The 14,136-nt window shown below is 60.3% G+C and carries 15 protein-coding genes and 1 tRNA gene; 6 read left to right on the top strand and 10 right to left on the bottom strand.

The features are described 5' to 3' along the window. Positions 1 to 38: 38 nt before the first annotated feature. Positions 39 to 791, bottom strand: coding sequence for a monofunctional biosynthetic peptidoglycan transglycosylase (mtgA, locus tag JWJ88_RS08715; protein WP_205293717.1), 753 nt, complete (start codon positions 789 to 791; stop codon positions 39 to 41). A 39-nt stretch (positions 792 to 830) separates the two neighbouring features. Next, complete coding sequence (locus tag JWJ88_RS08710) at positions 831 to 1,430, bottom strand: DUF1269 domain-containing protein (protein ID WP_205293716.1); 600 nt, start codon at positions 1,428 to 1,430, stop codon at positions 831 to 833. A 244-nt stretch (positions 1,431 to 1,674) separates the two neighbouring features. Between JWJ88_RS08710 and JWJ88_RS08705 the strand changes: the two genes are divergently transcribed. Next, positions 1,675 to 1,750, top strand: a tRNA-Ile gene (locus tag JWJ88_RS08705). 683 nt (positions 1,751 to 2,433) lie between these two features. Here JWJ88_RS08705 and JWJ88_RS08700 read toward each other — a convergent pair. Beyond that, positions 2,434 to 2,754, bottom strand: coding sequence for a hypothetical protein (locus JWJ88_RS08700; RefSeq protein ID WP_205293715.1), 321 nt, complete (start codon positions 2,752 to 2,754; stop codon positions 2,434 to 2,436). A 72-nt stretch (positions 2,755 to 2,826) separates the two neighbouring features. On the opposite strand from JWJ88_RS08700, the gene JWJ88_RS08695 reads away from it, so the two are divergent. Together JWJ88_RS08695 and JWJ88_RS08690 are read left to right on the top strand one after the other, a co-directional pair. Further along, positions 2,827 to 4,029 carry a DNA polymerase Y family protein gene (locus JWJ88_RS08695; RefSeq protein ID WP_205293714.1) on the top strand — a complete coding sequence of 401 codons (1,203 nt, stop codon included), beginning with the start codon at positions 2,827 to 2,829 and terminating at the stop codon, positions 4,027 to 4,029. Positions 4,030 to 4,125: 96 nt separating this feature from the next. After that, positions 4,126 to 4,869 (top strand): hypothetical protein, encoded by a 744-nt coding sequence (locus tag JWJ88_RS08690; protein ID WP_205293713.1) that lies wholly within the window; start codon positions 4,126 to 4,128, stop codon positions 4,867 to 4,869. Between the two features lie 39 nt (positions 4,870 to 4,908). Here the strand turns inward: JWJ88_RS08690 and JWJ88_RS08685 are convergent, their stop codons facing one another. Beyond that, entirely contained in the window at positions 4,909 to 5,529 is a 621-nt protein-coding gene (locus tag JWJ88_RS08685) for an SOS response-associated peptidase (protein WP_205293712.1), read from the bottom strand. Between the two features lie 161 nt (positions 5,530 to 5,690). On the opposite strand from JWJ88_RS08685, the gene JWJ88_RS08680 reads away from it, so the two are divergent. Continuing rightward, the gene (locus JWJ88_RS08680; protein WP_205293711.1) at positions 5,691 to 6,191 is read left to right on the top strand and encodes a lipocalin family protein; all 501 of its coding nucleotides are present in this window, start codon (positions 5,691 to 5,693) and stop codon (positions 6,189 to 6,191) included. A 213-nt stretch (positions 6,192 to 6,404) separates the two neighbouring features. On the opposite strand, the gene JWJ88_RS08675 is transcribed toward JWJ88_RS08680, so the two are convergent. Together JWJ88_RS08675 and JWJ88_RS08670 are read right to left on the bottom strand one after the other, a co-directional pair. Then, positions 6,405 to 6,803 (bottom strand): hypothetical protein, encoded by a 399-nt coding sequence (locus tag JWJ88_RS08675; protein ID WP_205293710.1) that lies wholly within the window; start codon positions 6,801 to 6,803, stop codon positions 6,405 to 6,407. A 3-nt stretch (positions 6,804 to 6,806) separates the two neighbouring features. Beyond that, positions 6,807 to 7,643 (bottom strand): N-acetylmuramidase domain-containing protein, encoded by an 837-nt coding sequence (locus JWJ88_RS08670; RefSeq protein WP_240200137.1) that lies wholly within the window; start codon positions 7,641 to 7,643, stop codon positions 6,807 to 6,809. Between the two features lie 243 nt (positions 7,644 to 7,886). On the opposite strand from JWJ88_RS08670, the gene JWJ88_RS08665 reads away from it, so the two are divergent. Both JWJ88_RS08665 and JWJ88_RS08660 read left to right on the top strand, forming a co-directional pair. Next, the gene (locus tag JWJ88_RS08665; RefSeq protein WP_205293709.1) at positions 7,887 to 8,318 is read left to right on the top strand and encodes a hypothetical protein; all 432 of its coding nucleotides are present in this window, start codon (positions 7,887 to 7,889) and stop codon (positions 8,316 to 8,318) included. A gap of 181 nt (positions 8,319 to 8,499) precedes the next feature. Continuing rightward, entirely contained in the window at positions 8,500 to 8,718 is a 219-nt protein-coding gene (locus tag JWJ88_RS08660) for a hypothetical protein (RefSeq protein ID WP_205293708.1), read from the top strand. On the opposite strand, the gene JWJ88_RS08655 is transcribed toward JWJ88_RS08660, so the two are convergent. From JWJ88_RS08655 to JWJ88_RS08640, 4 genes are all read right to left on the bottom strand, one after another. After that, positions 8,693 to 8,980: a hypothetical protein gene (locus JWJ88_RS08655; RefSeq protein ID WP_205293707.1), complete on the bottom strand. Its 288-nt coding sequence runs from the start codon at positions 8,978 to 8,980 to the stop codon at positions 8,693 to 8,695. The genes JWJ88_RS08660 and JWJ88_RS08655 overlap by 26 nt on opposite strands. A gap of 68 nt (positions 8,981 to 9,048) precedes the next feature. Continuing rightward, positions 9,049 to 9,225: a hypothetical protein gene (locus JWJ88_RS08650; RefSeq protein ID WP_205293706.1), complete on the bottom strand. Its 177-nt coding sequence runs from the start codon at positions 9,223 to 9,225 to the stop codon at positions 9,049 to 9,051. A gap of 46 nt (positions 9,226 to 9,271) precedes the next feature. Then, the gene (locus tag JWJ88_RS08645) at positions 9,272 to 9,457 is read right to left on the bottom strand and encodes a hypothetical protein (protein WP_205293705.1); all 186 of its coding nucleotides are present in this window, start codon (positions 9,455 to 9,457) and stop codon (positions 9,272 to 9,274) included. A 54-nt stretch (positions 9,458 to 9,511) separates the two neighbouring features. Then, positions 9,512 to 14,134 carry a phage tail protein gene (locus JWJ88_RS08640; RefSeq protein WP_205293704.1) on the bottom strand — a complete coding sequence of 1,541 codons (4,623 nt, stop codon included), beginning with the start codon at positions 14,132 to 14,134 and terminating at the stop codon, positions 9,512 to 9,514. Between the last annotated feature and the right edge of the window lie 2 nt (positions 14,135 to 14,136).

Raw genomic sequence — 14,136 nt, 5'->3', positions numbered from 1 at the left:
GCGCCGCGGTTTCAACCGCCATGGCGGGGCAGGGCGGATCAGCGCCCGAGCCTGAGGCAGGAGTCGCGGCCATCCGCCCGGATCGTCTCGGCCCCGCTGATGATCGAGCGGGTCCGGGCCGAATCGGTCTGCGGGTTGCGCGTGCGCGGCGCGGGCAGGATCGAGGCCAGCGCAGCAGCCTTCCGCAGGGTCAGCTTGTCGGGCGTGGTCTTGAAGTAATATTCCGACGCCGCCTTGATGCCAAAGACGCCCCGGCCGAACTCGGCGATGTTCAGATAGACCTCGACGATGCGCCGCTTGGACCACAGCGCCTCGATCATCGGGGTATAGACGGTCTCCATCACCTTGCGTGGCCAACTGCGACCCTGCCACAGAAAGACGTTCTTCGCCGTCTGCTGCGTGATGGTCGAGGCCCCGCGCGCCGAGCCCGAGGCGATGACCCGGCGGATCTCGACCATGTCGAAACCCCAGTGGTTGCAGAAATTGGCGTCCTCGGCCGCGACCACGGCGCGCACCGCATTGGGCGCTATCTGGTCCAGCTTGACCCATTCATGCGCCGGCCGGCCGGGGAATTCGCGCTGGCCCTGAATGATGGTCCAGGTTGTCGGCGGGTTGATAAAGGAAAACAGAAAGACCAGCACGAACATCAGCGCCAGAATTCGCAACCCGATCCAGCGAAGCCAGGACCACAGCCACAGCAGCGGTCGCAGCAGCGGCCGCCAGCGCATGCTGCGGCGGCGGCGTGGCATCGGCGCCTCGGGTTCGTCGAGTGTGTCCATGCGGCGGGGCATGGGCGCGTCCTGTCACGCCCATGCCCCCTGCGTCAAGCGTCAGGCCTGCGTTGAGGGCGCGGATGTAACTGTAGATGCGGAAATTTCCGCCGAAGCGGTGCCAGATGCGGGTTGATCCACCTGCGGCATGCCAAGCGCCGAGCCCAACTCTCCGCCGGCAAAAGCCTGACGCAGCCGCTCTTCCTCGGCCTCGGGCAGCGATGTTTGCAGCACACGCCCCCGGATGCGGAAGCTTTCCACCCGTGCGAGCACCTTGTCGGCGGTCATCTTGCGGACAAGGATGCATACGGCCGAACCGCCCGGCGGAATGGACTGGCCAAGTTCGCGCATGAAATCGTCGTTGATGCCGATATCCGAAAACCTGCCGGCAATGGCGCCTGCGCCGGCACCCACTGCGGCCCCGATCAGCGGATTGAGGAAGATCAGCCCCACCAACGTACCCCAGAACCCGCCGCCAAGCGCACCCGCGGTCGTCAGGTTTACGGCCTGATGCAACTGGATATTGTCGGCCGTGGGGCGGGTGACGACTACGGCATCCTCAAGCTGGATCAGATACTCCTTCTGCATCTTGACCAATTCGGTGCGCAGTTCGAAGCCGGTGGCCTCGTCGTCGAAGGCAATGACAAGCAGGTCGGACATGGGGGGAAATCCTCTTGGCTATTGAGCCAAGAGAACGCGACACCGAAGCGCTTGGTTCCCGTGCCGGTCGGGTCTTGGGGAGCTTTGCGTAGCCTCTGTCCAGGAAGGCTGCGCGGTTGCCAATCCACATGGCAGCCGTGCAGATCATAGGGCTTATGACGGCCGCGCCCCCGCAACTTTCCCGGCCAAGGGCGATCTTGTCCTTGACGAAACGAGCCGGCTCGGCCAATGGTGGCGCCGTTCGGGGCCTGTAGCTCAATGGTCAGAGCAGGGCGCTCATAACGCCTTGGTTGGGGGTTCGAGTCCCTCCGGGCCTACCAAACCCCCTAAATTTACCTTATTTAACAATTCGGTAAGTGTAGGGGTGCCCCCAAGGGGAAACCATGTGGGGGCACTCTGGGCGCTCCAACCCGCATTGTTTGGTTGCGGAGAAACTCATAGGTGTTCTCGCGTATGTAGCCCCTGCTCTCGCGAACTGGCCAGAATTTCAGCGGCGTTCTCAATCTCTGATGATCCGCCCTAGACAATTCTTGCAATGCATCGAAAATATGGAAGTCAACCGGCGAGATGGCAAAATGATGGAACCGGCACATAGGGACAATATCGTCAAGTTGGTAACGGGTGGCCCCGCTGTATTAGAAGCAGCGCGAGGGTTGGAACTGATACTCGAAAATCATCCCAAACTAGCATTGAGAGTCGGCACAACGCAGGTAAGTGTATGGCGACACATAGATGCAGGCTGGTTACGCGTCCTCCGCCTTCAGCTGCATAGCTCAAAGGCTGACTTATTGATCCATGAAGAAATTCTTTCCCGCCATGTGGTCCGGCTTACCAAGGATTTCGATTTGAGCCGACGGGACAGAGACCGAGAAAAAGTTTTCCTCCGTTTTTGCGGTGACGCCGTGGAGAAAACCCGAGAACTTATGGTCTTCTTGAATGGTATGAATTTTTAATCTGACCTCTCCATCGGCCCTGGTCGATCTCCCGAACTTCGCAGCATCTGTCACGGTTTCGGAAGCCTCACGCCAATGCCAGCCCGCAAGGCAGCAGCGATTCGCTTCAACTCGGCGGACCGCAGGCCGGCGTTCGGCATGGCAAGCGCGCGCGTCCACGCCCTCAGGAGCATATAGCCTTTCGGGTGCGCGGCGGCGGCGCGGGTAAAGGCGGCCTCCAGCTCACCATCCCCGCGCAGATCCTCGACCAGCGTATCGATCACCGCCCCGTCTAGGCGGGCCATGGCCAGCGCAAGCGCCTCGTCATCGGCGATCTGCTCTGACCACGCACCCCCGAAGCTGACGTTGCTGAGCTGTTGCTTCCTGTCCATTTCGCCCTCTTGCCGAACAAGAACATTTATAGAACATCAGAGGGCCGATGAACATCCGCAGGATCTGGGGTAATGGGACCGCTACGCACGCTATACATCGACATGAACAGCTTCTTCGCGTCTGTCGAGCAACAGTTGAACCCCTCGATTCGGGGCCGGCCGGTGGCGATCACCGCCATGGAGAATGAAAAGGGGTGTTGTGTCGCGGCCAGCTATGAGGCCAAGGCCTTCGGCGTAAAGACCGGTACCAGCGTCCCAGAGGCTCGGCAGCTATGCCCCGGCATCGTGTTCCTGCCCTCGCGGCACCGGCTCTATGTGCGGTTCAACCTGCGCGTCGCGGCCGTGCTGGATCGCCATGCTGAGCTGGAGCGCATCCGGTCGGTGGACGAATTCCAGATTGTGCTGTCCGGCGAGGAAACCGAGATCGACAGCGCCCGGGCCTTGGTCGCACGGCTCAAGGACGCGGTGGCGCAGGAAGTGGGAGAATGCCTGCGGTTTAGCGCCGGGATGGGGCCCAATCACCTGCTGGCCAAGATCGCCGGCAAGCTGGAAAAGCCGAACGGCTGCCAGCACCTCGACCGGGGCAACATGCCCGACCGGATCGCCCATCTGGCGCTGGACGATCTGCCGGGCATCTCGCGCTCGATGCGCGAGCGTCTGGAGCGTGCCGGCGTGCGTGACATAGTGTCGCTCTGCCGCCTCGATCCGCGGCATGCGCGGGCGATCTGGAGATCGGTCGAGGGGGAGCGTTTCGTCAGGGCGCTGCAAGGCGAGCCGATCCCGCTGGTCAAGACCCAGCGCGGCGGCTTCGGAAATTCGAAGGTGCTGGCGCCCGAGTTCCGCGCGCCGGCCGAAGCCTATCTGGTGTCGCGCTGGCTAATCGAAAAGGCGGCGGCCCGGCTCAGGCGCGACGGCCGGGTCGCGGGCAGCTTTGCCCTTCACCTTTCGCCCATGGGACGCTTTCCTTGGGCGCGTTCGATACGCTGCGCTCCGACGCAGGACACGCTGGAGTTCATGCGGATCAATCGGGCTCTATGGCGCCGGGCTTGGCCCGAAATCCGGGGCGGCCGCTTGGCGGCCATCGGCGTGCACCTGGGCGACGTCGACTATCTGACCTCGCGCACCGGAGACTTACTGCTGCCGGTGGCCCCGGCCGAGCGCACGCAAGGCGAGCGCGCCTCGGCTGCGGCCGATTTCATCAACCAGCGGTTCGGACAGGGCACCATTCGGTTCGGCGTCAATCGGCCGCATCCGGGGTTTTTCGAGCGCGGATAATGCGGGACGAAGAGCGCGATTTTGGGTAACGTGGTAGAACCACTGCATATCCAGCTACTGCTAGTGGGCCTACGTTTGAAATGTTATCGGTATCGAATGGCAAATATTATTGATCTCGACAGCTATACTCAAATGATCCGCGACAACCTAGAAAGGGGGCCGACGGTTCTCGCAGTTGCCTCTGCTGACGCGACCCTTTCACTGTTTATAGGAAATCTAGATCATGCGAAGGGCTACCGGTCCGTTGGGTTAGTTAATTTTGCTTTTAGTACTTGGCGGACAGCGGCAGTTTTATCGAAGGCTGGAAATGCATCGCAGATACCTTCGCTCCTCCGACTTTCGCTAGAGTCGATGCTATACGCGCACCTCTTTATGCATGATAGCGGCTGGTTGAAAATATGGTCTGAAAGGGGCACCAACCCGAAGAGCCGCGATAATTTCCGTAGGAACGGCTTTGGCGCAGCCAGAGCCGCGATGCAAATGCGCGATAAAAGGCTCTTCGAGGCTATTATTAGCTTATACGATGAGATGATCGATACCGGGGGGCATCCGAACTCGGATGCTATCGAATTGATGACAACAATGGATTTCAAGCCGGGCGAAGAGAACGGTACTGTCTACTTTTCTCATCTTGGAGACGGCGCTGCACGTCACTTAGCCACTGTGAATGTTGTTCGCGCGGCGGATCAAATTCTTTGCGTTGCGAAGCACATTTGGCCGGAGCGGTATGAGCTGTACGGAATTCGTCTCCAGCATAAGGCATTTCGTGAACAGGCTATTACCTATATCAGGATTAACGAAACGATAAAGCATCAACGTTTCACGCCACCAATTAGATAAGTCGCGATGACATCCGCATTCTGTAGCCGGCTCGCATCTTCAACCGGTTTGCTTTAGCGCCCCGTCCGGTAGCGGCTGCTGCATGTGTCGCACCTCATGCCAAGGCAGTGTCAGCCATGCGTCCCATTCCTCGCGCGTGCGAAGGATCACCGGCATGGCCTTGGGGTGGATCGCACCCACCTCGGCATTGGGTTCGGTCGTGAGAAAGCCGAACAGATCATCCTCAGTCTCGCCGTCGCGGACCTTGCGGATGCTGACCCAGCCGTCGACACAGATCCCGGCGAACATCATGGGACGGCCGTCCGCACTTTCGAACCAGACCGGGCGACCGTCCGGCCCCGGTTCTGCGAACCGCTTGACCGGGACCAAGCAGCGATGCTCCGGCCCCAGCCAGCGGCGCCAGTGCGGGCTGCCGGCGTTGCGGATGTTGGTGACGCCGCTATCCCGGCCGGACTTGCTCAGATACTTCGGGGGCGACGGCATGCCCCAGCGCGCCTTGACCAACTGCATCCCCGCCTCGTCCCGGCGCACGATCGGTAGTGTCCGGTCTGGGAAAGCCTCATCAAACCACGGTTCGTTGCCGGTCAGGTTCTCGGCTTCATAGTCGTAGATCTGGCGGAATTCATCGAAGTTCGCGGGCGGGACATACTGATTGCACAAGGGCTGGCCTCCGAATCGTCAGCCTGGACATGGTAGCCCGCATAACTCGACGCCTTAAACGCAAAAAGGCCCCGCTCCGAGGGTGAACCGGAGCAGGGCTGGGCGGAACAAATCTGCGCAGAATGGGTTTCGAAGGTGCAAAACCCCAAAAGGAATGCCTGATGAACCCCGCCAGCGAAGTCATCACTATCCCGCATGTCGATCTCGACAGATATCTTGGAACATGGTTCGAGATCTGCCGCCTTCCCCTCAGATGGGAAGACGAGGGAGCAGAAGACATCACAGCGACTTACAGCCTGGATGATGATGGCTCGATCCAAGTAGATAACCGCTGCATCGACGAGGACGGGAAGCCGGTACGGGCGCTTGGCCAAGCCATACCGACTGACCAATCCAACGCTAAGCTAACGGTCACGTTCCTGCCCGAATACCTTCGCTGGATACCGTTCACCAAAGGTGACTACTGGATTCTTGCCCTCGCGGACGATTATTCGGTTTCGCTTGTCGGCACACCGGATCGTAAAAATCTGTGGCTGCTAGCCCGGAATCATCATCTGCCGGATGAGATAAAAGAAATGTACCTGACGGCTGCACGAACCCAAGGTTTTGATCTGTCCAAGCTGATCACACCAAACCAGAGCGGCAATGTCGTAACCGTGTAAGCTCAGGAGGCTGCATCAGGGCTTGAGCACCCTTGCTGTCACCCACTGTGGACCTAACCAAATAGACATCTACCGCGCTGATCTGTCGCACATTAGTTGATCTGCCAGTTAACAAGTATTGTTCTGTTGGTTAACAAATATTGGTTGTCTAGTTGATGATTATCAGGTCAGCGTATGATCTAAAGAGCCGGGCACTAGCCCGGCTTTTATCGTTTAGGCTGGTGCGCCGGCCTTGCGCAGCGCCTCGGCCAGCTTATCCACCGCAACACTGGTCACGTCCCTTGCCTTCTCGGCGGCCGCCTGTTCCAGCTTGGCCTTGGCAAGATCGGTCAGAACATCCGGCCGGGCGTCCAGGCCCATGATCGCGTCGGGCACGCTATGCCTGATGTAGCGCAGGATCAGATCGATAGCCGCCCGCCCCGTCAGCTCGTGCTTGACCGCCAGCAGCGCACCCGTCATCAGCGCCGAATGCAGCGCCTCGCGATAGCGCGCCTCGATCTCGATGCCCCATTTCTGGCGGGCCTTGGACGCGGCCCAGCCGATGATACCGGTCAGCGCCAGGCCGAGCAGTTCAAGAAAGTGCGGCATTGCCGCGTCGATGATGGCTTGCATAAATCAGTTCTCCTTGAGAAGCGCGGCCCAGCTGATCGGGCCGATAATGCCGTCCGGTGCGAGGCCGGCGGATTTCTGGAAAGCGATGGTGGCGGCACGGGTGTTCGCGCCGAAAATCCCGTCCGTGCCCTTGGTGTCGAACCCAAGCGCGGTCAGACGAGCCTGCGCGTGGCGCACCGCATCGTTGCGCGAACCAAGACCGATCTTCGGGCAGGCCGGTGCCAGCGCGTCTGGGATCGCCTGCCAGCGCTTGAAAGCGGCCGCGAGCTTGGTGTGGTAGCCATGAGTGGCGTAACCGGCACCGTTGTAGCCACGGGCGAAAGCTGACCAATCATGCCGGCGCAATTCGTCATCGAGGTCTTCGGAGATGATGAAACTGATCATCGCCTCCAGATGCGCGGTCTCGCTGTCGCAGAATGCCTCGACCATATCGCCGGCCGAGGCATAGCCCGCAGCCTTGTGGTTGAAGCCCAGGACCTGACCCAAGCCCCAGCTCGCCGAGCGCAGCGCGGCTGCGGCATCGATCTTCATGGCCAATGCCAGGCGCGGATAGCTGTCCTTGGGATACGGCGCGCTACCCCACCTTTGATAGGCGAGACCTGTTGCCTCGGCTGTGGTGCGCTTTTGGCCGGGGCCCAGCTCACGCCAGAACACATGCGGCTCGAACAGCATCTTCGGCCGACCTTTGTTGTCGAATCCGCCGCCGGAAGTTTCGACCTCGATGACGGCTCGGATTTCATCCTCTCCGGTGCCGATCAGCCGCCCGACGCGGGCAATATCAATAACAGTGAGCCGCTTGGCGCGGCCCTTGAACCCTGCTGGGTACATACGTTTCTCCATGAAAAAACCCCGCACGAAGGCGGGGCGGATGCGGTTATGTTTGGAGGCGTTCCTACATTTCGTCAGGGCCTACGGGGGTCGGTACCCGCGATGCGCGCGCACTCGCGGAGATCATCAAGGTGCAAGCAGAGGCCAGCCGAAAACCGATCATGAAATGGCAACAGCCCGCCTAGCAATCAATCGTGATGCAACTTGGTCGTCGGATCGGCGTATCCATCTGCGACGATCTTAAGGAGCATAGACATGAAGCTCGCACCCACACTGGCAGCAATCGCTGTCATTGCAGGCACCCTTGGCGCGGCGCCTGCATTCTCCGATCCCGGTAGAGGGAATGGAAAGGGTCACCAAGCACGCCACGATGAACACAGGGGCGATCACCGCAAGCCTCGACCACAAGCGAGATATATCGCCGACTGCCCACCGGGGCTTGCCAAAAAGAACCCGCCATGTGTCCCGCCGGGGCAAGCGCGCAAGCACGTGGCCCGCTATGGGAACCGGGTGGGAGACATCCTTCGCACGAAAGACTATATCGTCGTGCGAGACCCCCGTCGCTACGATCTGGAAGCTCGCCATGGTTGGAATTACTACCGCGATGACGACCGGATCTATCGTGTCGACAGCGAGACCCGAAAGGTGCTGGCTGTCCTCAACCTGATTGATGCGTTCGCCAACTGAACACCGCAAAGCGGTAGGGAAAATTGACGCTTACGCGGCATCACCTATATTACCCAAGTCTGCCGACACCGGATCCTATTGGGCAGGCCGGCCCCCAGTTCCCGAACATCACGCACACTCTGGGGGCCGTCATCATCCGGGCGGTCTTGCAGCCCATGGCTGGGTGCCGCAAAACGCCGCCATGAAAACCACTCATGACGACACGACCTTCACGCTGACCGGCGAAATCTGGTCAGCCACCTATCCACTGGAAGAACTGCCGAAGTGGCTGCGGTTCTATCGCGCACGGAAGGCCAGGTTTCCGAAGGCCAAAGGGGCCTACGACCCGACGGTGGCGGCGCTGGAGGGGTTGGCGAAGGAGTTGGGCATTGAGCTCAGCCCTTCCCCACCCACTGATTGAAGACATAGGCGACAATTAGGGCCACCAGCGCCGCCCCCCCGCGGTCCAGCCACCGAAAGAAATGGCCACGCCCGATAGTCAGCCGCTCAATCTCGGCCACGCGCTTAAGGACGTCACGTAGTTCACCATCATATCGGTCCATGCGGTTGAACAGTGTAACCATCCGCTCTTCCATGCGAGCAAGGCTGACAATGGCCGTCTCCACGCGATCCAGCTTGGTTTCAATGCGCGCCAGATCGCGCCGGTAATCCGGGTCTGTCATCGTCTCTCCGTTTGGTCATGAAAAAAGCCCGCGCGAGGCGGGCTGTCTGCATCGGCCTTCCGGCAGCCTTACTGAGCGGGGGCCGCCTCGGCTTCGCCTTCTGCGGCTTCCTCGTTCGGCGTCAGATCCGCCACCTGCTGCGACAGGTTTTCAATCGCGATCCGCAGGTTCAGGTTTCTTTGGCGCAGATACTCGTTTTCCGCTTTCGACTCTTCCAGCGCGGCGCGCAATGCTACTGCGTTCATAATCTTGGGTTTCCTCTTTGAGATGCTAGCGGCACGACGCCGCGCTTTACGATTCATCGCCCGAATCGAATTGCAGCGCGGCCGGCGCAACGGAGATAATTTCCCCATCGTAGAACGACGCGATAACTTCGTCGTTCTCGCCATAAAACCGGGTTCCTGACCCATCGATTTCATAACGATCCGCTTCGAGCGTGGCTGTTTGGTTCTTCTTGTTGGTAATTCTGTATTGCATTGGTCGGTTTCCTTCCTTGTGGATTAAGTTAGCAGATTATGAGCGGGCGCCAAATCATTTTATAATATCCAGCGCACCAAGGAACCTTTGACTTGCTATAAAGTTGCCGCCACCAGCAGCAACCACAACCTCAACCGTATATGTCGCGGAAACGCCCGCTGCAGCGGCTACATCGACAAAACTTAAAACGTAGCGATTGCTAATTAACCGCCCCGGCGCGAGGTCATCCGATATCATTACATTGCCGTTTTTAACCAACCGGACGTCGAACCCGGTTGCGGCACCGGCCCGCAAAAACTGAAAGTCAATTTTCAATGGACCGGAACGCCCCGGCGTGACCGTGAGCGTTTGGATCACACCACTTTGGTTTGCCCCGATTGTAATGTTTCCGGCGGTATACGCTTGGCGATAGGTCGAAATTGCGTTGTTTGCGATCTTGATCGTCCCGACCGACAAGTCAGCGATCTTTGCACTGGTGATGGCGGCGGTTGCTATGTCAGCCGACCCGACCGTGATACCAAGAGCCGACAGGTTTGCGACGGTGATTTTATCGGCGGTGACAGCACCAGCCGCAAGCTTGATGGTTGTGATCGCGCTCGCAGCGATTTTAGCAGCCGTCACTGCGCCCGTGGCAATAGCAGATGCCACGATGGCCCCGGCAGCGATTGCGTCGGCAGTCACTGAACCCGCAGCGAGCTTGTTAGTGGTAATCGCCCCTTCAACGATCAGTTCCCCGCCATTCCGACGGCGAATTTCCGGCGATGCTATGTAAATCCGTCCATCGCTATTTGTCCGGTTTACCGTCATGCGGAATTCGGCGCGCACCGCATTTGCGGGGGGCGTTAAAATTGCCGAGTAATCGGTCACGATATTCGTTACAGAAGCGTTGTGGATCGACCCAAAACCGAGTGACGTATCGGAATTATCAAACCACTGGACGTTGACGTTGACATGCCCAGTTTGCGTCGGACCATTTGTCCGGGCTTGGAAGCGCCCCAGATACTCGCTTCCGACCTCAACCGAGAACCGCTGCGAAATAACCGTCGGGCTGTTCCCGGTTTCCCCCGTCGCAACGTCAATATACAGCCAATACCCCGAGCGCACGTACGGGCCTGAGTTTCCGCGACTCCAGGCAGCCGGGATAGTCCAGGACGGCGCGTCGGAGATGTCCGCGTTGGGTACCAAGTTGGTGAAGTCGGCCACCATCAGATGACGCGCCGCGATGGCGTTGGCGGCAATCTGATCGGCGCCGACCGCGCCCGCCGCGATCTTGCCCACCGTAATGGCATTGGCCGCGATCTTGTCGGCCGTCACCGCGTTCACGGCCAGCTTGTCGGCCGTGACGGCGAGGGCATCGAGCTTGATGGTGGTGATCGCACCAGCAAGGATCTTGTCAGCCGTGACAGCATTGGCCGCGAGCTTGGCCGTCTCGATTGCGCCGGCCAGTATCTTGGCTGCGGTTACAGAGTTGGCGGCCAGCTTGTTGGTTTCGATTGCGCCGGCCGCAACCTTCTCGGCGGTGACCGCCAGCGCATCCAGCTTGGCCGTTGTGACTGCCCCCGCCGCGATCTTGGCTGCCTCGACGGCATTGGCCGCGATCTTATCCGCCGCGACCGCGCCCGCCGCGATTTTGCTCGTCTCAATTGCGCCCGCGACAACTTTCGGAGTGGTGATCGCGTTGTCCGAAATCTTCGTTTCGGTTACCGCGCCCGCCGCGATCTTCGCCGCTTCGACGGCATTATTGGCAATCTTGGCGGCATTAATCGCATCGTTGACGATCTTAGCAGTGGTAATGGCACTATCGGCAATCGTGTCGGACGAATTGATGTGTATCATTTCAGGTTGCGAAACCTCAACGATACCATCGTTCGCCGCCCCGGATGTGTTGAACTGAATGGCAGCCGCAGCAAACTTAGCGCCGGTTAATGCGTTCAGGTCGGCGCTGATCACAACCGGCGTTGAGCCGTTTACAACCTGATATGCTCCCCAAGTTGCGTTTATGTACGCGCCGTTTTCATCGTACCAAAAGAACCCCGTCCGCACGTTGCACTGTGTTGCGGTTGTATTTGTGACAGTGAACGACGAACGATAGCGCAGCCCGGCACCAATAGGAACGCCGCCAACCCTGTTGCGCAAGTTAGGGGTGGACACAATTGCAGCAAGATTGAGTGACCACTTACCGGGCGAATACGTCCAAGCAGCAACGGAATTCTGCAAAAACCATTCTGCTTGGATCAACATTTTAGGATCGGTTACAAGGTTATGACCCGGAATGACCGCAAGCTTAGCGGGCGTAACGGCGCTATCCTCAAGCTGATCGCCAATCAACTGGCCGTCGAGATCAACGACAGGAATCGAGGATATGTAGGCAGTACCGTTCCAGCGATATTGTTTGCCCTCGGGAACGTAGAAAATCAGTTCCGTGGACTTGGTGGTCGGCAGTGGTGGATCGGTTATGATGGTGACCGGCTCGATGCCCTGAGCAAACTTTGCAGGATCAATCGCACCGTCAGGGATGCCCGCATAGATCGCGGTCGTCCACTCCCCGGCATCCTCGTCCCAGCGATACAGGACGCCGTCAGGCACCAGCATGACGATCTGGTTCGGCTCACCGCTGGCCGGCAGGCTTTCCACCGGCGTCACGCCAGCCCGGCGCGCGACATCCTTCATTTCCTCAAGGATATCGTCGGCCATGTCCTCGATGGTCAGGGTGATATCCAGCGTCGCCACGTCGTGCCATGTGGACCACGGCGATTTCGGCGTGAGCCGCGACATGAGCCGCGCGCGGCACTGATAGAGCGTGTCGGGCAGCACGTCCCGCAGGTACCAGCTATGTGGCGCCACATAGGGGCGGATCGTGTCGATGGTGATATCTTCGCCCGCAACGCGGGCCTGTATCTGGATATCCGTGACGCCGGTCTGGTCGCTGCTGCACGCGGCAAGGATGGCGGGCCGGCGCGGCTGCCCGGCGCCGTCACGGATGCTGGCCGCAGTGAACGTCAGCCCGGGCACATTCTGGACATAGGGCGACGGTCCCTTGGGCGGGGTGATGACGACGGGCATTTCGAAATCTGACGACCAGTCGTAATCGCTCGGATCGACCTCGCGCAGACTGACCAGCACATTCATGCCCGGCGTCTTGGCGACCGATTCCACCACGAACAGCTTGGAGATGTAGCCGTTGCGCTGGCTGGTCCACGACACCATGTCCACGCCCGGTTCCAGCGAATAGGCTTCCGGCGGCAGGTGGAACTGGTGCCGACGCATGCGGCGGTAATCCTGCAGCATCGACCGTTGCAGCCGCTGCACCTGCTGCGCAAAGGGGGCGGCCGGGTAGCTGATCGAGGTCGGCAGGTAGCGGTCGCCATCGTCCGCCGTAGCATCGGTGTCGATATATTCCGGGCTGTCCTTGGTCGCCCATTTCTCGGCCGGCTCGGGATAGGTGGCGCTGATCGCGTTGAAGGTTTCCGACACCGGCACAAACGGCCGGAAGCTCTGCCCCTCGGTGATGATGATCTCGTCGTCGGTAAAGGAATAGACCGCCGCACCGGGCAGCCCGACAACGGGCTTCAACTGGCCGCCGACCTCGGCAAACCGCATGTTGCCGGCGCGGCCGATTTCTTCGAGCACATCGGCCGCAGCCATGTCCACGCTGATTTCCGCACCACAACGATAGGCCGGCTCGGAGCCGCCACCGGCCAGCGGTTCGGATGCATCGCACTCGTTCGCCGCAGCGATCCATTCCGCCACCGGCAACCGCCACGCGGGCAGGTTCCGGCCGCCGAACACCCATTCGCCGCCATAGTAGATGCCGCGGGCGATGTTATAGGCGATGACGGCCGGGTTGCGGCTTGGCTGCCATGTTGCCGGGTTGTTCCAGCGTTGCGGACCGCTGCCGCCATTGGTGCTGTCGAGACGCGGGTCATAGACCGCCAGCGGCGCAGGCTGGAACAGATAGGTGGGATAGTTGAGCAGGGTGTCATGGTCATACTGCGTCGTGACGATGGCATAGCTTTTCCCCGTGCCGATCATGGCGGCGGTCCACGGGTAATCCGGGTCGCCGCCGAATGCCCATGTCAGCAGCGGATCGGCGGCGGTTTGCGTCCCATTGATCCACTTGACCCAGATCCGGGGTTCGGTGCTGTCGGCATTGTCGCGGTAGTTGTCCAGCGGCGTGCCCAGGTCGAGCGCGCCGCCCGGCACGGTCGCGCCTTCGGTGATATTGCCGATGTTGGACGGGCTGGCCGAGGCCGGGACATAGCCCCGCCGCCCCGTGACGAATACGCCCGGCTCATCATCCACCCAAAGGCCCGACAAACCCTGCGGCAGGGCCGACACCTCGATCACCTCGGTGATAAACCGGGTATTCGTGCCCCATGAGCCGAGGTACTTGCGCTTGCCGGCCGTCACATAGTCGCCGACCACGAAGGTCAGCGGGTGTTCGTCGCCCAGCTTGATGTCGAACTGGACGTCCGATCCGGGCTGCGACGGCTTTTTCATTAGCGCCTGCGACAGCAGGGACAGGCCCGCGCTGACGACCATTCTGGCCGCGATGCCCATAAGCGTGTTCGCGGCGAGGACTTTGCCTACCCATGCGACAGCAGCGGCCACAGGCCCGGCATGAGCGGGACCGGCCACCAGCGCGAGCGCGGCGGCGATAATCGCGATTTTCTTCAAGG

This window comes from Paracoccus methylovorus, assembly GCF_016919705.1.
Lineage (GTDB): Bacteria > Pseudomonadota > Alphaproteobacteria > Rhodobacterales > Rhodobacteraceae > Paracoccus > Paracoccus methylovorus.
The sequence above is the reverse complement of the archived record's forward strand: the minus strand, read 5'-3'. Positions and strand labels throughout refer to the sequence as shown.